This window comes from Streptomyces cyaneofuscatus (assembly GCF_000718135.1).
Classification (GTDB): Bacteria; Actinomycetota; Actinomycetes; order Streptomycetales; family Streptomycetaceae; genus Streptomyces; species Streptomyces cyaneofuscatus.
Map to the genome: position 1 here is coordinate 133,736 of NZ_JOEM01000004.1, position 23,982 is coordinate 157,717.

The window sequence follows — 23,982 nt, forward strand, 5'->3', positions numbered from 1 at the left end:
TGACTGAATCGAGGCCGACGCTGCCCCGGGACACCTCGGGCAGTTCACCCACTTCATCGAGGTCCCGATGCCAGTGACCGCCACACCACGCCCGACAGGACACCCCGGGTACTCCGAGACCCTCCCCCGCGAGCCCGAGAGCGCCGCCGTCGCCCGCAGGCTCGTCCGCATCGCTCTGGCGACGTGGGGACTGGATGAGCTGGTCGACGACGCCGCCCTGATCATCACGGAGTTGGTGTCCAACGCAGCCGACCACGGCCGGCTCCCCTCGATCCGCGTCATCGTCTCCCGCACTTCGGAGGACCGCGTCCGTCTCGGAGTGGTCGACCGGTCCAAGGAGCTGCCGACGATGCGCACCGACTCGAACGGCGAGCAGATCAGGGGCAGAGGACTACTGATCGTCGATGCCCTCACCGAGCAGTGGGGGACCGAGCTGTACCCGTGGGGCAAGCAGGTGTGGGGCGAGATTGAGGTGTGGAACGCAGCATGAAGAACGGAAGCGCCTGGGTTGGCGACACCGTGCACGACGCGTGCACCGGCAGAAGTGCGATCGTCACGGATGTTCGGAAGGGCTCCGAGTTCGTCCTCCGGCCCATCGCGGGCGGCGGCCCGCACTGGACGGCCGAGGATCCGCAGAAGCTGACCATGATCGAGCCGCGCCGGACATCATGACCTTCCCCGAGCGCACCTCCACGGACCGTCTCGGCGTCCTGATCGCGGCCTACGAGTACGAGATGGGTTCGTGCTTCCGGTGCCCCCGGAAGGGGACTCAGGTGACCCGCTTCGGCGAGATCCGAAGCGACGAGGGCGAGACCCCTCTGTACGCCTGCCGCGAGTGCGTACAAGAGCTGCTCGTCATGCACGAGCGCTCCATGGAGCGGATGGACGTCCGGCCCCGGATAGTCCAGCTCCCCCGAGACCCTCGCGAGGTAGAGGCCACCTGACCCAGATGGCTCCCCCCTACCCGTGAGGAGAGAGGCCCCAGCCGATGCGCCTCGGCTGGGGCCTCTCGTCACAGGACGATGACCGTCCCGCTCGTGGCCATCCTGGCGTTCCACTGGAGGGTCGAGGCGTCGAGGTCGCTTGCCGAACCCGTCCAGGCGGGGACGATGGGCCACCCGGTCGGACCGTCCTGAAGGTATTGCTGGGCATACAGGGTGGACGGGTTAGCGACCGCGATCAGGCACCTGTCCGGGAATACCGAACTGAACCCGACGTGGACATACGCCGTCGGGTTTTCCCCCTGTGCCGCTGTAGCAATGGAGGCGATATTGCCCTTGTTTCCATTGTGGTTATTCCAGCTATCCGCACACGCCTGAACAGCATCGCTCTCGGTCGTCTCGGGGTCGCTGGTGGTAGAGGAGGAGGCACTCTCAGTACCGCCTTGAGCTGTGGATACAGCGATCCCAGCGCCAGCGAGGGCCATGCACAGCGCGACGAGGGAGACCCTCTTCCGCATGGACATCGAACGCCAGAGTCCGGATCTCTTCGGAGGTTCAGAGGGAAGGGGCGGGAGTCCCGCCGGAGAATTTAAAGTCACGGTCCGATGCTAGAAGAGGCGCCATCTCCGATTTACCCAAACCAAGAAATCTTGGAGAATATCCAGTAGGAATCCTGCGCCCCGTCCTCGGCCCGGCTCCGCGCCCACAAGCCCTCCCCGGGCGACCACGATCAGCCGGGGCCAGCTCTCCGGAAACCCTCAAGTGGGTAGGGTCGAAGAAATTTCTGGTGGGCCACCTTGAGGACGTCCACCCGGGGCAGCCCCGCCGCGCTGGGCAGCAACCCCCGCTGGGCCGGTGGTTCGAGGTCGCCGAGGAGCAGCAGCGTCAGCCCGCCCGCGGCCCGTACGTGCAGGGTCACGCTGGAGTCGTTCGGCCCGCCCGCCCCCTTCACCGCCCCGGCTCGCCCGGCTCCCCCTGCTCCCCCAGGGCCGTCGCGCGGCCAGAGGACCCGCCAGTCCAGCGGCCCCGCCCGGCGTCGCTCGCCGGCTACCGCCCGCACCGTCGCGACCCGGGCCGCGGCCGCCGTACGCCGGACGAACGCGGCCTGCTCGGGCGGCTCGTCGAGGCTCGTCGTCTGGACCGCGCCCACGGCCCTGCCCCGCAGCACGCCGGGCAGCCCCCTCACGTGGTCGGCGTGGAAGTGGGTGAGGATCACGAGCGGGACGCGGGTGACCCCGAGATCGCGCAGGCAGCGGTCGACCGAGCGGGGGTCGGGTCCGGCGTCGACGACCACACCCGTCCCCTCCCCGGCCGCGAGCACCATCGCGTCGCCCTGCCCCACGTCGCACAGCGCGAACGCCCAGCCGGGCGGCGGCCACCCGGTCATGATCCGGGTCAACGGGACCGGCCGCAGCACCACCAGGACCAGGAGCAGCGCGGCGGCAAGGCAGAGCCAGGGACGACGGATGAGCCGAGGGGCGAGCAGCACGGCCAGGACCGTGAGGAGCGCGAGGAGAGCGGCGCCGGCCCACCCCCCGGGCCACGGGGCCTCCGCCCCCGGAAGGTCCGCCCCGGTACGGGCCACCGACGCGATCCACCCGGCCGGCCAGCCCGCGACCCGGGCCAGCAGCTCGGCCACCGGCGGGGCGACCGGGGCGACGGCCAGCGCCGCGAACCCGAACACCATCGCGGGCGCCACCGCGAACTCCGCCAGCAGGTTGCACGGAATCGCCACCAGGCTCACCCGCGAGGCCAGGACCACCACCACGGGCGCGCACACCGCCTGCGCCGCCGCTGCCGCCGCCAGCACCTCGGCGAACCGGACCGGCATCCCCCGCCGCTGGAGCGCCGCGCTCCACCGCGGCGCGAGCGTCAGCAGGGCCCCCGTGGCCAGGACCGACAGCAGGAACCCGTAGCTCCGGGCCAGCCAGGGGTCGTACAGCACCAGGAGCACCACGGCCGCCGCCAGGGCCGGGATCAGGGACCTGCGGCGGCCGGTCCCGATGGCGAGCAGCGTGATCAGACCGCAGGCCGCCGCGCGCAGGACGCTCGGCTCGGGACGGCAGACGACGATGAAGATGAGCGTCAGCCCGCCGCCGATCAGCGCGGTCCCCCGCAGGGAGATGCCCAACTTCGGTGCCAGGCCTCGCCTTTCGCTGTTCAGCGCGGATCCGGGCGGGCCGATGAGGAGGAAGAGCAGGATCGACAGGTTAGCCCCGGACACAGCCAACAAGTGCGTCAGATCGGTGGCCTTGAAGGCGTCGTGGAGCTCGGGCGGGACCCTGGAGGTGTCTCCGACCACCAGCCCCGGCAGCAGCGCCCGGGGGTCGGCGTCGAGGCCGTCCGTCGCCTCCCGCAGCCCGGAGCGCAGCTCCCCCGCCGCGCGCTGGACGGCCGTCGGGGACCCGGTGATCCGGGGCGGCCCTTCGGTGTCCACCCGCAGGACGGCGGCCAGGCGTTCGCCCTCGTGGGCGGGGGGTGAGAGGCGGCCGCCGACGCGGAGCCGGGTGGACGGCAGGAGCTCCTGCCACCTCGCCCGGTCGTCCCCGGGCGAGACCATGAGGAGCACCGGCGTACGGACCCGGGTGCGATGGCCGTCGGGCGCGGCCACCTCGGTGATGTCCGCGTCGAGCAGGAGCATGGGCGGGGTGCTGTGGCTGCCCCGCACGCCGGGGCGGGTCGGCCGGGGGTCCGAGGTGACCCGCACCTCGGCGTCGACCCGCGCATGCTCCTGCGCCAGCCCGGGGACGGGCCCTCGCCGCACGTCGGCGCCGTGCAGTCCGGCCGTGGCCCCGCCCGCCGCCGCACAGAGCAGCACAGCTCCCGCCGCGACGGCCCGCTTGCGCCCAGCAGGTGGGGCGGCCCGGCTCCCTCCGGCCGAGGAGGCGGCCCGTCCGGATCCGGAGGGCACGGCAGCCCGCCTGCTTCCGGCGGCGGACGCGGCCGCCAGAAGCGCGAGCGCCACGGCGGCGCAGACCGCCGTCCCTGCGGCCACCCAGCGTCCCGGCAGCCCCAGCGCGAGAGCGGCGGCCGCCCAGACCGCCAGCGCCGGCGGGACGAGCCTCAGATCCGTCGGACCCTCCTCCCGGGCCCGGGCCGTCCCCGGCACACCGCTCGGGGTGGCGGAGCCGTCCCGGTCGGCCACACCCGCCTCGGGGCCGTTCATGGCTGCACGAGCGGACGGAGGTCGGCGAACCGGCGGTCACCGATGCCGTTGACCTGCCGGAGTTCGTCCACGGACCGGAATCCGCCGTTCTCCGTGCGGTGGTCGATGATGTGCTGGGCCAGCACGGGCCCGACCCCCGGCAGGGTTTCGAGCTGCTCCTTGGTCGCCACGCTCAGGCTCAGCGGTGCCGCAGGACCGGCCGTCCCCGGTGCGCCCGCCGCCCCGCCGGTCGCGCCGAGGGCGGCCGGGGCCTGGGGCAGCCCCACCGCTACCTGCTCGCCGTCCATGAGCACGCGCGCCCGGTTGAGCCCCGTCACATCGGTCCCGGCGCGCACCCCGCCCGCCGCCCGGAGCGCGTCCGCCACCCTGGAACCGGCCGGGAGGCGCTGGACGCCCGGGCGGTGCACCTTGCCGCTGACATCCACGACGATCTCCCCGGCCGGTTCGGGAGGAGGGGAAGGCGGTGCGCCCGCGACCGGCCGGGGCACCGGGTCCGCGCCTCCGGCCCGTAACGGATCCCCGGCCACCGCCGCGGCCCCCGCCTCCACCGTCTCGGGCGCACGCACTCCCTGCGGACGCACGGACCAGAAGTGGAAGGCGGCGAGGCCGACGGCGGCCACCAGCACCAGGGCCAGCGCCGCAAGCGTCCGGGGCGCCAGCCTCCATCTGATCCGCACCCACAGGGGCACCCGGTCCCAGAGCCCCGACACCAGACGCCCGACCTGTGAGGGACCAGCTGCCTGGCCCTGAACGCCTTCCCCCGCGCGGTCATCGGACAGCGGGTACGTACGGGGACCGGACTCAGGAACCCCACCCGGACCGGACTCAGGAGCCGAACCCGGACTCGGCTCAGCAGCCACCCCCGCACCCGGCCCACCCGCCATCAGCGCGTCCGCCCGGCGCCTCGCGGCCGCCGCGGCCAGGGCGGCACGGCCACGCGCGGACCCGGACCTGCCAGGGCGGGCACCAGGACGGACCCCCGCCCGGCCGCTCGGACGGCTGCCGGGACCGCGCCGCACCCGGCGCCCGCCCGCCGGGGCACGTTCGGCAGACAGCACCGAAGACGGAGAGGCCGCAGGCGGGGCGGCGGCGGACAAGTGGTCAGCTGCGGCAGACGCGTGGTCGGGGATCGACACCCGAGAAGTTCGAAGGGCCATGCCTCACGACGTTAGGCACACCCGCCCGAACCCGCTGAGCAGCCCCGATTCCTGTGGACAACCGGTCAGTTGTGGATATCCCGGTCACCCGTCCGAGGGGTTCCGTGCTGTCACCGCGGCGAGATCACCACACCCAGCAGCCCCGGCCCCGTGTGCGCCCCGATCACCGCGCCCACCTCGCTGACATGGAGGTCGGCCAGCCCCGGCACCCGTTCCCGCAGCCGCTCGGCCAGGCGCTCCGCGCGCTCCGGCGCGGCGAGGTGGTGGACGGCGATGTCCACCGCCGCCTGACCGGCCCGCTCGGCGACGATCTCCTCCAGGCGGGCGATGGCCTTGGACGCCGTCCGCACCTTCTCCAGCATCTCGATCCGGCCGCCGTCGAGCTGGAGGATCGGCTTCACCGCGAGCGCGGATCCCAGCAGCGCCTGGGCCGTGCCGATGCGGCCGCCCCTGCGGAGGTAGTCGAGGGTGTCGACATAGAAATACGCGGATGTTCCGGCAGCCCGCTTCTCCGCCGCCGCCACGATCTCGTCCGGACTGCCGCCCGCCTCCGCGCTCTCCGCGGCCGCGAGCGCGCAGAAGCCCAGGGCCATGGCGACCATGCCCGTGTCCACCACACGTACCGGGATCGGGGCGTCCTTCGCCGCGAGCAGCGCGGCGTCGTACGTGCCCGAGAACTCCGCCGACAGGTGCAGGGAGACCACGGCGTCGGCCCCGCCGTCGGCCGCCGCCCGGTAGGTCGCGGCGAAGACCTCGGGGCTGGGGCGGGAGGTGGTCACGGAGTGGCGTTTCTGCAGGGCCAGGGCGAGCGAGCGGGCCGAGATCTCCGTGCCCTCCTCCAGCGCCTGATCGCCCAGGACGACGGTCAGCGGCACCGCGGTGATGCCGTGCCGTTCCATCGTCCGGCGCGGCAGGTAGGCCGTTGAATCAGTGACGATAGCGACATGGCGGGACATGAGCCGGAGGTTACCTGCCGAGGTGGGAGTGCGGGAGCCCGGCCCCGGCCCAGCGATCATTCGTGGTCACTTCGGAACGCGTCCTGTCACCGCGCGACCGTCAGTTGGTCGTCTCCGGCCTGGCCGACTTCTGCCACGGGTACTTCGTCCGCAGGTGCGGGTCCGGCGCGGTGATCGCCTGCGGGGCCTCCTCGCGGGCCGGTCCGCCCCAGGACTCGTCCGCCGTACTGCTGTTACCGCTCCCGGCGGCCGGCTCGGGCCACTCCACCCCGGCGTCGCGCCCTCGCGCCGCCCCGGCTTCCGGCCCTTGCGAGGTCCCCGGCCGCTCCTCCACGGTCCAGTGCCGCAGGGCTCCCGCCTCGATGTCGATCTGCGCGTTCAGCGCGTCCAGGTCGTCGTCGGCGAACTGCCGCGCGTGGTCCCGGGCCGCCCAGCGCAGCGAGTCCGCCGAGTGCGTGATCCGTTCGGTGCGCTCCCTCAGCTGCGGCAGCAGGCCGGCGACCGTCGCCCGGTCCGGCTCGCGCTCCAGCCGCTTCAGCTCCTCGTCCAGCTCCAGGCCATGCGCGCTCAGCCGCCGGAAGAGGCCCACCGACTCCGCGAGCGAGGAGTCCTCCGCCACCCCGGCATGCAGGGCGTCCTGGGTGGCGCGCATCGAGGTGCGCAGGGCGAGCCGGAGCTGGGCCAGCTCGCCCGCGACGCCGGTCTGGCCGAAGCTCTTGGCCCGGAGCGTGGTGTCCTCCACCGTGCGGCGGGCCTGGGTGATCGTGCGGTCCACGCCGCGCTTGGCCGCGCCGACAGCCTTCACGGTCGCATAGACGCCCAGCGCGATGAACGCGACGAAGAGCAGCGCCAGGATCGTGATCGCGGCTTCCATGAATGCCCCTCGGTGTCTCGATGCGGCTGCCGGTAGCGGTCGCTCCCCTCCACCGTAAACGGAACGGGCAGGCCGAGGGTTCCTTCGGAACCCCCAACCTGCCCGTAGGGGATGGCCCTAACTACGTACAGCGCCTACATACAGCGGCCGTCACGCGGGGACGATGTTCACCAGCTTCGGCGCGCGCACGATCACCTTGCGGATCCCGGCTCCTCCCAGCGCCGCGACGACCGCCGCGTCCGCCAGGGCCAGCGCCTCCAGCTCCTCGTCCGTGATGGAGGGCGAGATCTCCAGGCGGGCCCGGACCTTGCCCTTGATCTGGACGACGCAGGTGACGGTCTCGTCCACGACGTACGCCGGGTCGGCCACCGGGAAGTCCTGGTGGACGACGGAGTCGGTGTGGCCCAGGCGGCGCCACAGCTCCTCCGCGATGTGCGGGGCCAGCGGGGCGATCAGCAGGACCAGCCGCTCGGCCACGGACCGCGACAGCGGGCCGCCCGCCTTCGTCAGGTGGTTGTTCAGCTCGGTGATCTTGGCGATGGCGGTGTTGAACCGCATCCCCTCCAGGTCCTGGCCGACCCCGTCGATGGCCTTGTGCAGGGCCCTCAGGGTGTCCTCACCGGGCTCCGTGTCGACGACGGTGACCTCGCCGGTCTCCTCGTCGACCACGTTGCGCCACAGCCGCTGCAGCAGCCGGTACTGGCCGACCACGGCACGCGTGTCCCAGGGGCGCGACACATCCAGCGGGCCCATCGCCATCTCGTACAGGCGCAGGGTGTCGGCGCCGTACTCGGCGCAGATCTCGTCCGGCGTGACCGCGTTCTTCAGGGACTTGCCCATCTTCCCCAGGACGCGGCTGACCTTTTCGCCCTCGTAGTAGAAGGCGCCGTCGCGCTCCTCCACCTCGGCGGCGGGGACGGCGATGCCCCGGGCGTCGCGGTAGACGAAGGCCTGGATCATGCCCTGGTTGTACAGCTTGTGGAACGGCTCGGCCGACGAGATGTGGCCCAGGTCGTGCAGCACCTTCGACCAGAAGCGCGCGTACAGCAGGTGCAGCACGGCGTGCTCGGCGCCGCCGACGTACAGGTCGACGCCGCCGGTGGGCTGCCCCTCGCGCGGGCCCATCCAGTACTGCTCGATCGCCGGGTCGACCAGCTGCCGGTCGTTGGTCGGGTCCAGGTAGCGCAGCTCGTACCAGCAGGAACCGGCCCAGTTGGGCATGGTGTTGGTCTCGCGGCGGTATTTCCTGGGCCCGTCACCCAGGTCCAGCGTGACGTTGACCCAGTCGGCGTTGCGCGACAGCGGGGTCTCCGGCTGGGTGTCGGCGTCCTCCGGGTCGAAGGTGCGCGGCGAGTAGTCCTCGACCTCCGGCAGCTCCAGCGGCAGCATCGACTCGGGCAGCGGGTGGGCGATGCCCTCCTCGTCGTACACGATCGGGAAGGGCTCGCCCCAGTAGCGCTGGCGGCTGAACAGCCAGTCGCGCAGCCGGAAGTTGACGGTGCCCTCGCCGACGCCGTGCTCCTGCAGCCACTCGGTGATCCTCGCCTTGGCCTCGACGACGCCCAGGCCGTCCAGCGAGATCTCGTCGTTGGCGGAGTTGACCAGCTTCGCGTCGTACGAGCCGAAGGCGTCGTCCCAGGTCGAGGGGTCGGTGCCGCGGTCGTCGGACGGCTGGACGACGCAGCGCATCGGCAGCTCGAAGGCGCGCGCGAAGGCGAAGTCGCGTGCGTCGTGCGCCGGTACGGCCATGATCGCGCCGGTGCCGTAGCCCATCAGGACGTAGTCCGCGATGAAGACGGGGACCTTCTCGCCACTGACCGGGTTGGTCGCGTACGCGCCGGTGAAGACACCGGTCTTGTCCTTGGCCTCGGCCTGCCGCTCGACGTCGGACTTGGCTGCGGCCTGCTTGCGGTACGCGGTGACGGCCTCGGCCGGGCTCGCGTGGCCGCCGGTCCACACCGGGTGGGTGCCCTCGGGCCAGGCGGCCGGGATGATCCGCTCGACCAGCTCGTGCTCGGGTGCCAGCACCATGTACGTGGCGCCGAACAGAGTGTCCTGACGGGTGGTGAAGACGGTGATGCCGCCGGCGGTGTCGACCGGGAACTCGACGCGGGCGCCCTCGGACCGGCCGATCCAGTTGCGCTGCTGCAGCTTGATGGCCTCGGGCCAGTCCAGCCCGTCCAGGTCGTTCAGCAGCCGGTCGGCGTAGGCGGTGATGCGCATGTTCCACTGGCGCAGCTTGGCCTTGAAGACGGGGAAGTTGCCGCGCTCGGAGCGGCCGTCGGCGGTGACCTCCTCGTTGGCCAGGACGGTGCCCAGGCCGGGCGACCAGTTGACGGGCGCGTCGGAGGCGTACGCCAGGCGGTACTGACCCAGCAGGTCTGCGCGCTCGGCGGCGCTCAGCGCGCTCCACTCACGGCCGTCGGGGGTCGCCCGCGTGCCGTTCTCGAACTGCTCGACCAGCTCGGCGATCGGGCGGGCCTTGTCGGCCTCGGTGTCGTACCAGGAGTTGAAGATCTGCAGGAAGATCCACTGCGTCCACTTGTAGTACTCGGCCTCGATCGTCGCGAACGAGCGGCGGTTGTCGTGGCCCAGGCCCAGCCGGCGCAGCTGGACCTTCATGTTCTCCATGTTGGCCTCGGTGGAGGCGCGGGGGTGGGTGCCCGTCTGGACGGCGTACTGCTCGGCGGGCAGGCCGAACGCGTCGAAGCCCAGGGTGTGCAGCACGTTGTGGCCGGTCATCCGCTGGTGACGGGCGTAGACATCGGTGGCGATGTAGCCCAGCGGGTGTCCGACGTGCAGCCCCGCACCCGAGGGGTACGGGAACATGTCCATGATGAACTTCTTCGGCTTGGCGGCCAGCTCCGGGTCGCCCGCCAGGTCACCGGTGGGGTTCGGTGCCTCGTACGTCCCCTCCGCGTCCCAGAAGTCCTGCCAGCGTGCCTCGATGTCGGCGGCCATCGCCGCCGTGTAGCGGTGCGGCGCGGCCGTCTCGGCTGCGGAATTCGTCTCGCTCATGATCCTCAAAGCTCCATCGATCGTCATCTGCCGGGAAACGAAAAATCCCCTCGCACAGGAGGGGACGCCGCGCTGACTCCGACCAGGCGTTCTCACCGGTCGGGATTCTTCAGCGCGGCTCGCTAAGCAGAAGGCGTACGGCACGCATGGCGTCAGGGTACCGCACGGGCCCGGAGGGTAGCGGAGAGCGGCCGGTGGGCGGACATCGCATGGCTTGGCCGAGCACTCGGAGACGGGGTTACTCGGCGTACCGGCTTCTATCAGGGCAACAGAGCAAAGCCCGTACTGGTTGGTATGGGGCGTCCTAGCATGCGGCAACGGGACCGCTTTGCCGAACTATTCGGAGTCGCCCCTATGAACCCTCTGAACTCTCATCGCAAGATCCGCGTATCCCCCAGCATGAGCCCCGGAATGAGTCGGCCTGTACAGGGCGGCCTGACTGTCACCGCCCTGGTTTTCGTCCCTCTGCTCGCCGTCGCGGGGAGCGACAGCTTCCGCGCCACCTTGGATTTCACCACCGGCGTCCTGTCGCTGGTGTCGCTCAGCGCGGCCGTCGCCTGGGGCCTGCTGGCCACCGACCGGCTGTTCCTCTCCACCCGCCAGCGGATCATCTGCCAGGGCATCCACCGGGCCACGGCCATCGCCGCGCTCGGCTTCCTGCTGCTGCACGGCACCGTGAAGATCGCCCTCGGCCATGTGTCCTTGATCGGCGCCCTCATACCCTTCGGCCTCGGGGTCACGGGTACGGCGGGGCTGATCGGCTTCGGCTCGCTGGCCGGACTGCTCATGGTCGTCACGGCCGCGACCGGCGCCCTGCGCAGCGCGTTCGCCCACCCCTCCCCCGCGGCCACCCGGCTGGGACAGTCACTGGGTTCCCCTCGGGAGGCGGGCGGGATCGCGGGCCGGTGGCGTGCGCTGCACGCCCTGGCCTATCCGGCCTGGTGCGCCGCGCTGGTCCACGGCCTGTACGCGGGCCGGGCACCCGCCACCTGGGTCGTCGTGATGTACAGCCTCTGCCTCACCGCGGTCGCCGGCGCCCTGTGCCTGCGGCTGCTGCCCCGCCCGACGAAGCGCCGGATCACCGACCGGATCACCGCGCTGATGAGCCCGGACGCGAACCTCGACCTGCCGGACCCGGTGCTGCGCGGGTCCTCGCGGCCGGGCGCGGAGCGGGGGCCCGGCCGGGACCGCGAGCCGCCCGCGGCGGACCCCGAGGGGTGGAGTGCCCCGGACCGGGAGGTCCGGGGCACTCCGGTGCGCCCGCGCACCCTGTCGGCGCCGCTGCCCCCGCCGATGCCCCCACCCGTACCGCTGTCCGGCTCGCTGCACGAGGCGCCGACGGAACTGCTGTACGGGGTCCAGCCCCCGGCGTACGAACCGCCGCCCCGCAGCTCCGACCGGCTCGCCGACGGCCCGGTGGGCGGACCGGGGGCCGGGCCCGGGATGGGACCGGCGGGCGGGCCGGGGATGGGGCCGGCCGGCGGGCCGGGGATCGGGTCGGCGGGAGGTCCCGGGATCGGAGCGTCGGGCGGGCCGGGGATATCGGCCGGATACCGCGCCGTCTCCCAGGCCGGTGACGCCACCCGCCCACCGGGCGCCAGGTGGCCCGCCCCCTCCCCCGCCCCGCCCGCACAGGCCCACCACGGCCCGCAAGGAGCCGAGCACACCTACGCGCCCCCGCAGGAACCGCCGCTGTACGCGTCGCCGCTCTACACGACGTCCCCTTACGGCACCCCGGCGTACGGCACAGCTGACGCGACGTCTTCTTTCGACAGCGTCCCGATTTCCTTCGACAACGCCCCTACCGGCAGCGTTCCGATGCCCGGTGCCCCCGCTCCTTCCTACGGAGCCTCCTACGAAACCCCGTACCGGGCCGCTCCGGCGCCCGAGCCCTTCGACACAGCCGTCCCCACCCCAGCCGTCCCCATCACACCCACCCCCGGCACCGGCGCAGAACCGCCGGCCGGACCGTTCTCCGCGCCCCCGGCCGGAGAACCGTGGCACGCACCCGCAGGAGACCGACCGTGAATGCCCCCCTCCCCGACGTTCCCGAGGTCCGCGTCGTCGGCCTGCCGCAACTGACCACCGGCTTCGACCTGGTGGAGCGGCTCGACCTCGCCATGCACCTGAAGGTGCACGGACCCCTCGAACCGATGACCGGCGAGCGGCTGGCCGAGCTGGCCGAAGCGATCTCCCTGCGCGGGCGGGGCGGCGCCGGGTTCCCCTTCGGGAAGAAGATGCGGGCCGTGGCGAAGGCGTCCATCCGGCGCGGGGTGCGGCCCGTCGTCGTGATCAACGGGAGCGAGGGCGAGCCCGCCTGCCGCAAGGACACCGTCCTGCTCAACCGCGCCCCGCACCTCATCCTGGACGGCGCCCTGCTCGCCGCCGAGGCGCTCGGCGCGCGCACGCTGGTCGTCGCCGTCACCCGTAACTCCACCGAGGTCTCCGTACGCGCGGCACTGGCCGAGCGCGGCCTCTCCGACCGGCGCGGCCAGCAGTTGCGCGCCCGCGTGGTGCGCACCCCGGAGCGCATGGTCTCCGGCGAGGCGTCCTCGGTGATCCGCGCGGCCAACGGCGGCCCCGCCATGCCCCCGGGCCGGCGTGAGCGGGCGGCGGAGACCGGGGTCGGCGGGTTTCCGACGCTGCTGTCGAACGCGGAGACGTACGCCCAGCTCGCCGTCGCCGCCCGGATCGGCCCCCGCCGTTACGGGCACACCGGGCTGCCGAACGAACCCGGCACCGTCCTGCTCACCGTCTCCGGCGCCGTGGCGCGGCCCATGGTCATCGAGGTGCCCACCGGGGTGCCGCTGCGGTACATCCTCCAGCTGGCCGGAGCGCCGCCGCTGCCCCAAGGGGTCCTGACCGGCGGCTATCACGGCAACTGGATCGACGCGGTCGCCTCCCACAACGCGGTCATATCCCGCGAGTCCCTGGCCACCGTCGGCGGCGCGCTCGGCGCGGGCGCGATCCTGCCGATCGGGCCGGAGACCTGCCCGCTCGGCGAGTCCCTCCGGATCGCGAACTGGCTGGCCGCCGAGACCGCCGGACAGTGCGGCCCGTGCAAGCTGGGACTTCCGGCGGCGGCGGGCGGGCTGTCCGACGTGCTGAACGGCGGCGGGCCCGCCGCGCTGGAGGCCCTGCGCGAGGTGACCCAGGCGGTGAAGGGCCGGGGCGCGTGCAAGCATCCGGACGGTTCGGCGCGGTTCCTGATGTCGACGCTGTCGGCGTTCACCGACGACCTCGCCGCCCATGTCCTGGACGGCGGCTGCGGGCGCGAGACGCTCGGCGTGCTGCCGCTGCCCGCCTCCGGCTACCAGGACCTGGAGGAGTCGATCCCCAGCGGCGAGAAGCTGGCGGTGGACTGGACGCTCTGCCAGGGCCACGGCCTCTGCGCGGACATCGTCCCCGAGCTCATCAGGCTGGGCCCTGACGGCTATCCGGCGGTGGCGGACGCCTCGGTCCCGATGCATCTGCGCGGCCGCGCCCAGCGGGCCGTACGGCGCTGCCCCGCGCTGGCGCTCCGGATCGAGCAGCCGGCCGCCGAGCAGCGCCCCGCGCTGCCCGCCGTCACCCGGCGGGCCCTGGGCAGCGGACGCGACTGACCAGGCACCACGAACGAAGAAGCGGGCCACCCGATCCGGGTGGCCCGCTTCTTCGTCTGGAACTTGTGGAGCTAAGGAGAATTGAACTCCTGACCTCCTGCATGCCATGCAGGCGCTCTACCAACTGAGCTATAGCCCCTTGTTGTCCGCCGCCCGGTTTCCCCTGGCGACATCGAGAACATTACACGGTCCCCCGGGTGCTTCACCAAATCGTTTCCGGTGCGCACACATATGCCCGGATTATCCCGAGGGTTGAACCGTCAGCCGCAGGTCAGAGGCCTGAAGGATTCCTGGAGGATCACGCCGTGGCGAAGGAGTAGAAGCGCTTGAGGGTGCAGTGCTCCTCCAGGAGCCGCCCGTAGATCGGCTCCCCCTCCAGCTCCCGGTAGGTCTCGATGGGGTCGCCTTTTATGATCAGCGCCCGGGCGCATTCCTCGCACCAGTACTGGTACTCCGGGTTGATCGGGTCCATGTCCCTGACAATGGGCGTACCGCTGCCGCACCAGTCGCACTTACGCCTGTGTGCACCCATCAGTCAGCTCCAGCTGTGGCCGCAGGCCGTGCACACGTAGGAGACCCCTCCGTTGTCGCCCAGCACTTGGGCCACGTGGGACGAACCGCAGGACGGACAGCCGAGCCGGGATCGATCTTCGGACGTTACGGGGCCGGGGGGCGAGGCGGCGACAAGGGGCAGGTCGGGGACGTATTCGCGACTCGCAGGCATCGCGCTCCCTCCCGATCGGTCCGTCGCCCCCTCCGGCGCTCCGATTCTGCCATGGCCCCGCAAGAGGGTCAGCCCGCTCGCCGCCTCCCGGGGAAGGTTCCCGCCCTCAGGGCGCGAGGGTCCGGGCATCGGCGGCGGCGTCATACCGGTCCTGTGCGTCGAGAACATCCTCGACATGGGACTCCGCCCAGACCTGCAACGCGCTCAAGGGGGCGTGCAGCGTGCGGCCGAGATCGGTGAGCTCGTAGCGGGCATGGCCGTCACGGTGCAGGGCGCGGTCGATCATGCCGTCACGTTCCAGGGCCCGGAGCGTATCGGTGAGGACCTTCTTGGTGATGCCCTCGACCGCACGGTGCAGTTCGCCGAAGCGGAGGGGTTCTTCGTGGAGGAGGACGACGATCATCGCGGTCCATTTGTTCGCGATACGCGCCAACGACCGGCGTGAGGGGCACTCGGCGGAGAACACGGTCCACTCCGGTGTCATGCGCGACCCTCCTCCGTGGTGACGTTGAGGTAACCGGGCACCCCGTCGGCACACTGAGCCCTCAGCCTATCGAGGCCTGTCGAACAGAAGCGGAGAAAGAGCATGTCGGCCATGGACGTGGTGGGACGGTACGGGGCGGCTGCGGCGGCCGGGGACATGGTGGCGCTGGCGGCCACGCTGACGAAGGACGTGGTGTGGCATCAGCCCGGCGCGAACCAGCTCTCGGGTGATCATGTGGGGCCCGAGGCCGTACTGGCCCACCTGGGCCGGTTCATGGAGCTCAGCGGTGGCACGTTCGCGCTGGAGACCGAGTCGGCAACCGAGAGCGGCAACCTGGTGGCCACGACGGTCCGGTTCACGGCCGAGCGGGAGGGCGCGGGCTCTCTCGACCAGCACGGGGTGGACGTGTTCCGCGTCGAGGGCGACCTGATCGCGGAGATCTGGCTGATCGGCGAGGACCAGGCCGCCGAGGACCGGTTCTGGGGCTAGGCACGTGCCCGGCGGATCTTGGCCGGGCACGCGCCTAGACCTCGATCGCCAGGTCGCCGATGAGCCCGGCACGGAGCGTGAACCGGTAGCGGAGGACGACCGTGCCACCGGGGAAGTTCCCGTCCAGCCGCACCCGCACGGTCACCTGGCTCCCGTCGGCGGTCCGCTGGCCGATTCGGGTGCTGGTGTAGGTGTACTCGGCCGAGGACCTCTCGCTCCAGGCACGGATCGCCTCGATGCCCTCATAGGTCTTCCCGGCGTCCAGGACGGTCGCGCCCGGCGCGAACAGGGCCGCGACGTCGGCGTAGCGCTTCTCGTCGTGCGCATCCAGGTAGGCGACCACCGGCGCGGGCAGCGTCGCGGGGTCGTAGGCGGTGAAGGTGTCGTTCATCAGGGTCTCCTTTGCGAGGGGTCGGCGGGCCGGGGGCACCTGGTGCGGGGCGCGGTCAGACGGTGCGTACGGTGCCGCCGTCGACGACGATCTCGGCTCCGAGGACGCTGGCCGCGCCGTCCGACGCCAGGAACGCGATGACGCCGGCGACTTCGTCCGGGGTGGCGAAACGGCCCAGCGGCACGCCACCCAGGGCGGCGCCCAGCGAATCCCAGGCGGCGTCCCGGTCCCCGTCGAGCGGCTCGGCGAGACGGTCGACGAGCTGGTCCGCGGCTTCGGTCCGAATGCCGCCCGGGGAGACCGTGTTGACGCGGATGCCGTGCGGGGCGAGCTGCCCGGCCAGGCCCTTGCTGTAGGTACGCAGAGCCGCTTTGGCCGCCGCGTACGCCAGGGTGCCGTCCCACAACGGCATGCGCGCCTGGATCGATGCCACGTGGATGATCACGCCCCGGCCCTTCTCGATCATCGCCGGGACCAGCTCGCGGTCCAGGCGCACCGCGGACAGCAGGTTCAGGTCCAGTTCCTGTGCCCACTCCGCCTCGCCCAGTGCGCTGAAGCCTCCGGACGGCGACTGCGACCCGCCCGCGACGTGGACGACCACGTCCGGCGCGCCCTCGGCGAGGACGAGCCGGGCGGCCTCCCGGGCGGCCACGGGGTCGGCCAGGTCGGCGGGGACGAAACGTACGGCCTCGTCCTCACCCGGCGCGCGGGCGACAACGGTGACGTCCATGCCCGCTTCCCGCAGGTGGCGAACGACCGCCGCACCGGTCCCCCGGGTGCCGCCCGTGACCGTCGCGCGCGGCACCGACGGGGCGCGCTCCACGTCGGATGCAGTCACTTCTATTTTCGCAGTCAGCATGGCTGCTAGATTAGCAGTCATTGACCGGAACGACGAGCGAGGAGGAATGCGCATGCCTGCACGTGTCCGGGTCGAGGACCGGGAGTGCCCGCTGTCGACGGCGATGTCGTACGTCGGGGAGTGGTGGACGGTCCTGCTCCTGCACGACTGCTTCGACGGATACACGCGCTTCGACCAGTTCGAGGCCAACATCGGGCTGTCCTCCAGCATGCTGACCACCCGGCTCAAGACGCTCGTCGACAACGGCATCCTGACCAAGCGCGTCTACCAGGAGCGTCCGGTCCGGCACGAGTACGTGCTCACCGACTTCGGCCGCTCCCTGCGGCCGGTCCTGGTGGCGATGGCCGCGTGGCGGAACGAGCAGCTGGCGCCGTCCGAGCGCGCGATGGTGCTCGTCGACACCGTCACCGGCCGCGAGGTGGAGCCGGTGACGGTCGACCCGGTCACCGGCCTGTCGGTGTCGGACCCGCGTTTCGCGTTCCGGTCGGGCCCGGCGGCGGGCGAGGAGATGCGGGCGCGCTACGCGGGAGAACGAGGAAAGCCGGGCGGTTCGTGATCCTCATCGAGGAAGATCATGAACTGCCCGGCTTCACCTGTCTTGAGTGGAGCTAAGGAGAATTGAACTCCTGACCTCCTGCATGCCATGCAGGCGCTCTACCAACTGAGCTATAGCCCCGCTGTCCGCTGTGTTTCCCTGCGTTTCCGCGCTGCGAACAAGAAGAACTTTAGCCTGTGACCTGCCGGAAAGTGAAATCCGGCCGCGGCCGCCCGGGGACGGCCCTGCGACGGGCCGCGAACAGGGTCCGGAAGGGCCCTAGTCGTCGTCGCCGAGCACCGGTTCCGGCAGCGTGCCGGCGTTGTGCTCCAGCAGGCGCCAGCCGCGCGCGCCCTCGCCCAGGACGGACCAGCAGCAGTTGCTCAGCCCGCCGAGCCCTTCCCAGTGGTGCGCCTCCAGGCCGAGGAGACGGCCGATCGTCGTCCTGATCGTGCCGCCGTGGCTGACCACGACGAGCGTGCCGTCGACGGGCAGCTTCTCGGCGTGCTCCAGGACGACCGGTGCGGCCCGGTCGGCGACCTCGGTCTCCAGCTCGCCGCCGCCCCTGCGCACCGGCTCGCCGCGCTTCCAGGCGGCGTACTGCTCACCGTACCGCTCGACGATCTCCACGTGCGTCAGGCCTTGCCATTCACCCGCGTACGTCTCACGGAGTGCGGCGTCGTGGGCCACGGTGAGGCCGGTGACGGCGGCGAGCTCGGCGGCCGTGGCCGCCGCCCGCCCCAGGTCGGAAGCGACGACGGCGTCGGGCTTCAGCGAGGCGAGCAGCCGGGCGGCCCTGCGGGCCTGCCCGACGCCCTCCTCGGTGAGCTCGATGTCCGTGGAGCCCTGGAAGCGCCGCTCCAGGTTCCAGGCGGTCTGGCCGTGACGCCAGAGGACGATCTTGCGGCCCCTGCCGCTGCGGCTGCCGTTCAGCTCTGGTCACCTTCCGTGCTGCCGTTGAGCTGGGCGTGCTCCTCGGCCTTGCCGCGGGTCTTGATCGCGTCCTCGGGGAGGGCGATCTCCGGGCAGTCCTTCCACAGGCGCTCCAGCGCGTAGAAGACGCGCTCCTCGCTGTGCTGGACGTGGATGACGATGTCGACGTAGTCGAGGAGGATCCAGCGGGCGTCGCGGTCGCCCTCACGGCGCACCGGCTTGGCGCCGAGCTGCTTCTGCAGCTGCTCCTCGATCTCGTCGACGATCGACTTGACCTGGCGGTCGTTGGGGGCCGAGGCCAGCAGGAAGGCGTCGGTGATCGACAGCACATCGCTGACGTCGTAGGCGATGATGTCGTGCGCGAGCCGGTCGGCGGCCGCCTGAGCGGCGGCGTTGATGAGCTCGATGGAGCGGTCCGTGGCGGTCACATGCAGGCTTTCGTCGGCGGTCGGATGCAACCTCTAGGGTCTCACGGACCGCCGACAACCCCTCCCGCCGACGATTACTTGCTCTTGTAGTCCTGCCCCAGCACGGCGGACACGTCCGCGTTCGCGGCCGGCTCGCCCTTCTTCACGGCACCGGCGGGCAGCCCGAGGGTCTTGGCGACCTCCGTGGCCTTCTCCTTGTCCCCGGCGCCGCGGTACAGCACCACGGACTCGGCCGCGGTCTCGGCCTTGCCGCTGTCCACGAACGCGTAACCGCCGTTGACCAGCGTGATCCGGGCGGATTCCCCGGCGCCGGTGTCCCCGGTGGCGTTGCGGACGGCGACCCTCAGGGGCGCGCCCTCCTCGGGAGCCTTCACCGTGCCGCCGAGGATGTCCTTGACGACACTCCGGGTGGCCGCGTCGGTGAGGGTGCCGTCGTCCTGGACCGGCAGCATCGCCGTCTTGTAGTCGCCGACCTTGGCCCGCGAGGCCAGCTTGGCCAGCGAGGCGCCGAGATCCTTCTCGGGCAGCGACGGGTCCAGGACCTGCGCCAGCGTCTCCACGGTCACGGTCGCGGCCTTGGGGTCCTCCGAGATCTTGCGCAGCACCGCGCGCATGACGTCCCCGAACCGCGTCAACTGCTTGGCCTCGGCCTCCCCGGGCGCGAGGTAGGTGGCGTACGCGACGGCCATCGGGCCGCTGAGCGTCTGCGCCTCCCCCTTCCTCACCAGGGGCGCGGCGCCCTTCTTGGCGTCGGGCACATCGATGTCGGTGTCCATCTCGATGTTGCCGACCTGCTCGACGAGGATCTCCAGGTACGGGGTGTCCAGCCGCCAGGTGCCGCTGATCCTGGTGCCGAGAAGGGTCTCGATCGACTCCCTGGTGCCGGTCCTGCCGTCGTCGTCGACGGACTTGCCCAGCGTGGTGGTGGCTCCGTCGTCACCGGCGACGGCGAGGGTGTTCGGCAGGAGGACGGTGGTGCCCTGCTTGGTGGTGGCGTTGTCGACGAGCAGTGCGGTCGACGTGCCGCCCTTCTTGGTGTTGTGCAGGTGCACCACGATCACGTCGCGCTGCTGCGCGCCGACGGCGACCGACTTCTTCTCCTCCTTGCCGGAGAGGCCGGGGAGCATGTCGGCGGACCAGAGGTACCCGACCCCGCCGACGACCACGAGCACGGCGACGACGATCAGGGCGATCATCCGGTTGCGGCCCTTGCGCCGCGCTTCCTCGCGCCGCTCGCTGCGGCTCTCGGTGAACTTCAGCCAGTCGATGACGTCTTCGGAGTCCTCGTCGGGCTCCTCGATGAACGAGAACTGTTCGGTGCGGTAGTCCGGCGCGGGGGCGCGCTGCCCGGGAACGGCGGGGTCCGCATCGGCCGCCGGCTCCGGCTCGGGGGTCTGCTCACGTGTGGGCCGCGCGGCCGGCTGCGGGGCGTGCTGCTGCGCCTGCTCCGGTGCGGGGGCGGCTGCCTGCTGCGGGATGTTCCACTGGCCGGTGTCGACGGCGGCGGGCTGCTGACCGGTGGTGTAGCCGTAGTCGGTGTAGCCCCCGTAGCCGTAGCCCTGCCCCTGGCTCTGGCTCTGGCTCTGCCCGTAGCCCTGGTCGGTGCCTTGGCCGCCCTGGTCCTGCTGGGGGTGCTGCTGCCCCGCGTAAGGGTCATAGGCCTGGGGCTGCTGGGCCTGGCCGTACGGGTCGTATCCGTACCCCGTGTCCTGGGCCTGGCTCTGCCCCTTGCCCTGTCCCTGCTGGGCGGCGTAGGGGTCGTACTGCTGTCCGCCCTGCTGCCCTTGCTGCTGGTACACCGGCTGCCCGTACTCGTCGTAGCCGATGATCTGCGGCTGCTGGTAGTACGGGTCGTGGCCGTACGGGTTCTGTCGGTCGTTCACCGGTGCCCCTCTCCGTGGCTCAGTCGCCGCGGTACAGCTGGCGCTTGTCGATGTAGCGGACCACACCGTCCGGCACCAGGTACCAGACCGGCTCCCCCTGCGCGACCCTCTCACGGCAGTCCGTGGACGAGATCGCCAGCGCGGGCACCTCCACGAGGGAAACACCGCCCTCGGGGAGTCCGTCGTCCGTGAGCACATGACCCGGCCGGGTCACGCCGATGAAGTGGGAGAGCGAGAACAGCTCCTCCGCGTCGCGCCAGGTGAGGATCTGGGAGAGCGCGTCGGCGCCGGTGATGAAGAAGAGGTCCGCGTCGCCGTGGACCTCGCGCAGGTCCCGCAGCGTATCGATGGTGTACGTCGGTCCGCCACGGTCGATGTCACTGCGGCTGACCGAGAACTGCGGGTTGGACGCGGTGGCGATGACCGTCATCAGGTAGCGGTCCTCGGCCGGGGAGACCGTCTTGTGGCTCTTCTGCCACGGCTGCCCGGTCGGGACGAACACGACCTCGTCGAGATGGAACTGGGCGGCCACTTCACTGGCCGCCACCAGGTGTCCATGATGAATCGGGTCAAACGTCCCGCCCATGACGCCGATCCGGCGCTTTCCGGGGCCGGTAGGCACTTCCTGCTCTCCCATGCGTGCAGAGCCTACTGGCACAGCTGTACGCCTCTGACTCAGCGGTCGCGGTTGAAGCGGGTGGTGATCCACAGCAGGAACATCAGCGCGAGGAAGGCCAGGCCTCCGACGAGGTAGGGGTTGAGGCTTTCGTGGTTGCCGCCGCCCTCGCCTCCGGAGGCGAGGGTGACCAGCTCGTGTGCGGTGCTCGTGAGGCTCATCTTCGGCAGGACCTATCGATCGTGAGTCGGAAGGAAGACGTCGGGCACATCGTATGCGGGCGCCCTGGGCACGCTCACGCCGACTCAGTCGTTGTCATCGTTGTTGCCGTAACCACGCAGCAGGAACCAGGCGAGCAGCGCCGCTCCGACGATCGAGGCCAGCAGCACGATCCGAAGGGTGGCTCCCGGTCCCTGATGGCTGGACGCGGCGGCGAGAGTGATGGCGGTATGCGGCATTTCGGGGCGCTCCTCATAGTTGTCCACAGCCCCCCGCACACCGTAGCGCCAGCGCATACGCTGGCTTTTGTCCGGGGGACGAGCGACGTCTCGTACGAACAGGGGGCCACCCATGACCGACAGCAGTCACGAGAACGTGCCGAGCAGGGCACGCAGGCGATTCCCCGGGATTTCCTCCCGGGCCTACGAGCACCCGGCGGACCGCTCGGCCCTGGTGGCCCTGCGCCGGCTCACCGGTTTCGACACCGTGTTCAAGGCGCTCAGCGGGCTGCTCCCGGAGCGGAGCCTGCGGCTGCTCTTCCTCTCCGACTCCGTCCGGGTGAGCGAAGCGCAGTTCGCCCACCTCAACGACATGCTGCGCGACGCGTGTTACATCCTGGACCTGGAGAAGGTCCCGCCGATGTACGTCAAGCAGGATCCGCAGCCCAACGCCATGTGTATCGGTCTGGACGAGCCGATCATCGTGGTCACCACCGGCCTGGTCGAGCTGCTCGACGAGGAGGAGATGCGGGCGGTGGTGGGCCACGAGGTGGGCCACGCGCTCTCCGGTCACTCGGTGTACCGGACGATACTGCTCTTCCTGACCAACCTGGCCGTGAAGGTCGCCTGGATCCCGCTGGGGAACGTGGCGATCATGGCCATAGTGACGGCGCTGCGCGAGTGGTTCCGCAAGTCGGAGCTCTCCGCCGACCGGGCCGGGCTGCTGGTGGGCCAGGACATCCAGGCCTCGATGCGCGGGCTGATGAAGATCGCCGGCGGCAACCACCTCCACGAGATGAACGTGGACGCCTTCCTCGCCCAGGCCGACGAGTACGAGAAGGGCGGGGACCTGCGGGACTCGGTCCTCAAGATCATGAATGTCCTGCCCCGGACGCACCCCTTCACCACGGTGCGGGCCGCCGAGCTGAAGAAGTGGTCGGAGACCCGCGACTTCCAGCGGATCATGGACGGCCACTACCCCCGGCGCGACGAGGACAAGGACGCCTCCGTGTCGGACTCCTTCCGGGAGTCGGCCTCGCACTACGCCGACACGGTGCGCACCAGCAAGGACCCGCTGATGAAGCTGGTCGGTGACATCGCCGGGGGCGCCGGGGACCTGGGCGGCAAGCTGCGCGACAAGTTCACCGGCGGTGGTGGGGCCGCCAAGGGCGGGGCGGGCCCGACCGCTACGGACGGGGGCGGAACTCCCGGAGGGACTGCGGGTCCAGGGGGGACTGCGGGCTCTGAGGGGACCGAGGGTCCTGAGGAGGGGCCCCGGAAGGCGTAGGGGCCGCGGGGGCGGCGGCAGGGGGGCCGAGCGGCGCCAGGGTCCCGCAGAGTGCCGCCGCGGGCCGGCCCGGGGCGTACGGGTCGGTGGCCGCGGGACCCCGGTCGTCCGCCCGCTCCCCCGCCAGGAGCGGGCGCAGCGTCCCCGTCGCGCCGGACGAGCAGGACTGCGGCCCGGCCTGTACGTGGGCGGTGCGCAGCTCCAGCCGGTGCAGCCGCAGGTCCTCCCGGTCGAAGCGGAAGGTCAGCTCGCGGCGGACGGTGAAGAGCGAGGCGCCGTCCTCCTTCCGGGGGCCTGTGGCAGGGCGCAGGGCGTAGGTGAAGGTGTGGTCCGCGACAACCTCCAGGGTGCCCGCCCCGTCCTCCGCGTAGGCGAGGGTTCCCTGGACCCGGGCCTGGGTGTCCGCGAGCTCCACCTGGGCCGGGTCGAAGCGCACCAGCCAGCCGGTGGCGGCGTGGAGCCCGTCGTCGGCGGGGCTGCTCATGGACCGTTCGAACTGGCCCCGCTGGTCCGGGTCCAGAAGCTGCTCGACGGGCCGGCGGATCTGGCCGGTGAGGACGTCCGGGTTGAGCGAGGACTCCACCAGGTAGTCCTTGACGATGGCGAGGGCGGTGGTGATCTGGCTGTCCGAGAAGTTCTGCGTGCGCCGTACGGAGGGGAAGTTGATGCCCGCCGCGCCGACCCGGAAGCCGGAGACGGGGGCGGACCGGTAGAGCCGCTCGGGTGATCCGGCGGGGACGGAGCCGCGCGGGGCCAGCGGCACCACGGTGGTCCGCAGCGGTTCGGCCCGCCGGGTGACGGGCTGCGGATAGGGGTTGCGGAAGCCGATGTAGACGGCCGTGGCGAAGGCCAGGGCGATGAGGACGACCAGCACGATGGCGGCCCGGGAGCCGTGGCCGGCCGGGGGCACCGGCTCCGGCAGCGTGCGCACGGCGCGGGCGTGCTCGCCCATCCGCTCCTGGGCCGAGAACTCCTGCATGCGGGCACTGCGGATGAACGATTCGTCGAAGACGAGAGAGCGGTACTCGTCCTCGCCGCCCTCGGGGTTCTCGGGCGGGCCGTTCGGCGGTTCTGAGCGGCCTGTCATGACGTCTCTCCCGCATCTCCGCACCACCATTTTGCTCGGCGCGCAACGGTCTGCTTCGGCCGCCGGCCGTCCGGCAGCGAGAAGCCCCCCGGGAAGCGAGGGGTCACATCTTCA

At 71.6% G+C, this 23,982-nt stretch carries 26 protein-coding genes and 2 tRNA genes; 8 read left to right on the forward strand and 20 right to left on the reverse strand.

The genetic code is table 11. The annotated features are described in order from the left end of the window. Positions 1-67: 67 nt before the first annotated feature. The 3 genes from IF17_RS0107905 to IF17_RS0107915 are packed head-to-tail and all read left to right on the forward strand — an operon-like array spanning position 68 to position 944. A complete protein-coding gene (locus IF17_RS0107905) occupies positions 68-490 on the forward strand; it encodes an ATP-binding protein (protein ID WP_030563568.1) in 423 nt (140 codons plus the stop codon). Then, positions 487-672, forward strand: coding sequence for a hypothetical protein (locus IF17_RS0107910; protein ID WP_030563570.1), 186 nt, complete (start codon positions 487-489; stop codon positions 670-672). Before IF17_RS0107905 ends, IF17_RS0107910 begins: the two co-directional genes overlap by 4 nt. Beyond that, on the forward strand, positions 669-944 hold the full coding sequence (locus IF17_RS0107915; RefSeq protein ID WP_030563572.1) for a hypothetical protein: 276 nt from the start codon (positions 669-671) through the stop codon (positions 942-944). The genes IF17_RS0107910 and IF17_RS0107915 overlap by 4 nt, the downstream gene beginning before the upstream one ends. A gap of 68 nt (positions 945-1,012) precedes the next feature. On the opposite strand, the gene IF17_RS0107920 is transcribed toward IF17_RS0107915, so the two are convergent. The 6 genes from IF17_RS0107920 to leuS form a co-directional block, all read right to left on the reverse strand. Continuing rightward, on the reverse strand, positions 1,013-1,465 hold the full coding sequence (locus IF17_RS0107920; RefSeq protein WP_030563574.1) for a hypothetical protein: 453 nt from the start codon (positions 1,463-1,465) through the stop codon (positions 1,013-1,015). 206 nt (positions 1,466-1,671) lie between these two features. Further along, positions 1,672-4,107, reverse strand: a complete 2,436-nt coding sequence (locus IF17_RS0107925) for a ComEC/Rec2 family competence protein (RefSeq protein WP_244890438.1) — start codon at positions 4,105-4,107, stop codon at positions 1,672-1,674. Further along, positions 4,104-4,784: a ComEA family DNA-binding protein gene (locus tag IF17_RS1000000139630; protein WP_425315159.1), complete on the reverse strand. Its 681-nt coding sequence runs from the start codon at positions 4,782-4,784 to the stop codon at positions 4,104-4,106. Before IF17_RS1000000139630 ends, IF17_RS0107925 begins: the two co-directional genes overlap by 4 nt. Before the next feature lie 590 nt (positions 4,785-5,374). Next, positions 5,375-6,220 carry a DegV family protein gene (locus IF17_RS0107935; protein ID WP_030563580.1) on the reverse strand — a complete coding sequence of 282 codons (846 nt, stop codon included), beginning with the start codon at positions 6,218-6,220 and terminating at the stop codon, positions 5,375-5,377. 100 nt (positions 6,221-6,320) lie between these two features. Further along, complete coding sequence (locus tag IF17_RS0107940) at positions 6,321-7,094, reverse strand: hypothetical protein (protein ID WP_030563582.1); 774 nt, start codon at positions 7,092-7,094, stop codon at positions 6,321-6,323. A 150-nt stretch (positions 7,095-7,244) separates the two neighbouring features. Then, positions 7,245-10,112, reverse strand: coding sequence for a leucine--tRNA ligase (gene leuS, locus IF17_RS0107945; RefSeq protein WP_030563584.1), 2,868 nt, complete (start codon positions 10,110-10,112; stop codon positions 7,245-7,247). A gap of 411 nt (positions 10,113-10,523) precedes the next feature. Between leuS and IF17_RS0107950 the strand changes: the two genes are divergently transcribed. Both IF17_RS0107950 and IF17_RS0107955 read left to right on the forward strand, forming a co-directional pair. Continuing rightward, the gene (locus tag IF17_RS0107950; protein WP_030563587.1) at positions 10,524-12,140 is read left to right on the forward strand and encodes a ferric reductase-like transmembrane domain-containing protein; all 1,617 of its coding nucleotides are present in this window, start codon (positions 10,524-10,526) and stop codon (positions 12,138-12,140) included. Beyond that, positions 12,137-13,714 carry an NADH-quinone oxidoreductase subunit NuoF family protein gene (locus IF17_RS0107955; protein ID WP_030563588.1) on the forward strand — a complete coding sequence of 526 codons (1,578 nt, stop codon included), beginning with the start codon at positions 12,137-12,139 and terminating at the stop codon, positions 13,712-13,714. Before IF17_RS0107950 ends, IF17_RS0107955 begins: the two co-directional genes overlap by 4 nt. Before the next feature lie 66 nt (positions 13,715-13,780). Here the strand turns inward: IF17_RS0107955 and IF17_RS0107960 are convergent. From IF17_RS0107960 to IF17_RS0107970, 4 genes are all read right to left on the reverse strand, one after another. Then, positions 13,781-13,853 (reverse strand) — tRNA-Ala (locus IF17_RS0107960). Between the two features lie 159 nt (positions 13,854-14,012). After that, positions 14,013-14,246: a hypothetical protein gene (locus tag IF17_RS0107965; protein WP_015608461.1), complete on the reverse strand. Its 234-nt coding sequence runs from the start codon at positions 14,244-14,246 to the stop codon at positions 14,013-14,015. A 3-nt stretch (positions 14,247-14,249) separates the two neighbouring features. Next, positions 14,250-14,438 carry a hypothetical protein gene (locus IF17_RS1000000139635; RefSeq protein ID WP_078615826.1) on the reverse strand — a complete coding sequence of 63 codons (189 nt, stop codon included), beginning with the start codon at positions 14,436-14,438 and terminating at the stop codon, positions 14,250-14,252. Between the two features lie 106 nt (positions 14,439-14,544). Further along, positions 14,545-14,922, reverse strand: a complete 378-nt coding sequence (locus IF17_RS0107970) for a winged helix-turn-helix transcriptional regulator (protein WP_030563591.1) — start codon at positions 14,920-14,922, stop codon at positions 14,545-14,547. 102 nt (positions 14,923-15,024) lie between these two features. Here IF17_RS0107970 and IF17_RS0107975 point away from each other — a divergent pair, with 102 nt between their 5' ends. After that, positions 15,025-15,411: a nuclear transport factor 2 family protein gene (locus IF17_RS0107975; protein WP_018511521.1), complete on the forward strand. Its 387-nt coding sequence runs from the start codon at positions 15,025-15,027 to the stop codon at positions 15,409-15,411. 34 nt (positions 15,412-15,445) lie between these two features. Here IF17_RS0107975 and IF17_RS0107980 read toward each other — a convergent pair whose 3' ends face one another. Both IF17_RS0107980 and IF17_RS0107985 read right to left on the reverse strand, forming a co-directional pair. Next, on the reverse strand, positions 15,446-15,802 hold the full coding sequence (locus tag IF17_RS0107980; RefSeq protein ID WP_030563593.1) for a nuclear transport factor 2 family protein: 357 nt from the start codon (positions 15,800-15,802) through the stop codon (positions 15,446-15,448). A gap of 55 nt (positions 15,803-15,857) precedes the next feature. Beyond that, positions 15,858-16,640, reverse strand: coding sequence for an oxidoreductase (locus IF17_RS0107985; RefSeq protein WP_244890440.1), 783 nt, complete (start codon positions 16,638-16,640; stop codon positions 15,858-15,860). Between the two features lie 73 nt (positions 16,641-16,713). Here IF17_RS0107985 and IF17_RS0107990 point away from each other — a divergent pair, with 73 nt between their 5' ends. Then, a complete protein-coding gene (locus IF17_RS0107990; RefSeq protein WP_030563598.1) occupies positions 16,714-17,217 on the forward strand; it encodes a winged helix-turn-helix transcriptional regulator in 504 nt (167 codons plus the stop codon). Positions 17,218-17,264: 47 nt separating this feature from the next. On the opposite strand, the gene IF17_RS0107995 is transcribed toward IF17_RS0107990, so the two are convergent. The 7 genes from IF17_RS0107995 to IF17_RS1000000139220 all read right to left on the reverse strand — a co-directional run bounded on the left by IF17_RS0107995 (position 17,265) and on the right by IF17_RS1000000139220 (position 21,514). Further along, positions 17,265-17,337: transfer RNA gene (locus IF17_RS0107995), tRNA-Ala, on the reverse strand. Between the two features lie 138 nt (positions 17,338-17,475). Beyond that, positions 17,476-18,129: a histidine phosphatase family protein gene (locus tag IF17_RS0108000; protein ID WP_030563600.1), complete on the reverse strand. Its 654-nt coding sequence runs from the start codon at positions 18,127-18,129 to the stop codon at positions 17,476-17,478. Next, positions 18,126-18,557 carry a ribosome silencing factor gene (rsfS, locus tag IF17_RS0108005; RefSeq protein WP_030563602.1) on the reverse strand — a complete coding sequence of 144 codons (432 nt, stop codon included), beginning with the start codon at positions 18,555-18,557 and terminating at the stop codon, positions 18,126-18,128. Before rsfS ends, IF17_RS0108000 begins: the two co-directional genes overlap by 4 nt. A gap of 74 nt (positions 18,558-18,631) precedes the next feature. Then, positions 18,632-20,440 (reverse strand): LCP family protein, encoded by a 1,809-nt coding sequence (locus tag IF17_RS0108010; RefSeq protein ID WP_030563605.1) that lies wholly within the window; start codon positions 20,438-20,440, stop codon positions 18,632-18,634. Between the two features lie 19 nt (positions 20,441-20,459). Beyond that, entirely contained in the window at positions 20,460-21,077 is a 618-nt protein-coding gene (gene nadD, locus IF17_RS0108015) for a nicotinate-nucleotide adenylyltransferase (protein ID WP_030563606.1), read from the reverse strand. A 38-nt stretch (positions 21,078-21,115) separates the two neighbouring features. Further along, entirely contained in the window at positions 21,116-21,277 is a 162-nt protein-coding gene (locus IF17_RS1000000139215) for a hypothetical protein (RefSeq protein WP_018511513.1), read from the reverse strand. A gap of 84 nt (positions 21,278-21,361) precedes the next feature. After that, positions 21,362-21,514, reverse strand: coding sequence for a hypothetical protein (locus IF17_RS1000000139220; RefSeq protein ID WP_032771796.1), 153 nt, complete (start codon positions 21,512-21,514; stop codon positions 21,362-21,364). Positions 21,515-21,626: 112 nt separating this feature from the next. Between IF17_RS1000000139220 and IF17_RS0108030 the strand changes: the two genes are divergently transcribed. Further along, positions 21,627-22,781 (forward strand): M48 family metallopeptidase, encoded by a 1,155-nt coding sequence (locus IF17_RS0108030; protein ID WP_030563607.1) that lies wholly within the window; start codon positions 21,627-21,629, stop codon positions 22,779-22,781. Here IF17_RS0108030 and IF17_RS0108035 read toward each other — a convergent pair. Beyond that, a complete protein-coding gene (locus tag IF17_RS0108035) occupies positions 22,681-23,868 on the reverse strand; it encodes an SCO2583 family membrane protein (RefSeq protein ID WP_032771797.1) in 1,188 nt (395 codons plus the stop codon). The two genes, IF17_RS0108030 and IF17_RS0108035, sit on opposite strands and share 101 nt — an antisense overlap. Between the last annotated feature and the right edge of the window lie 114 nt (positions 23,869-23,982).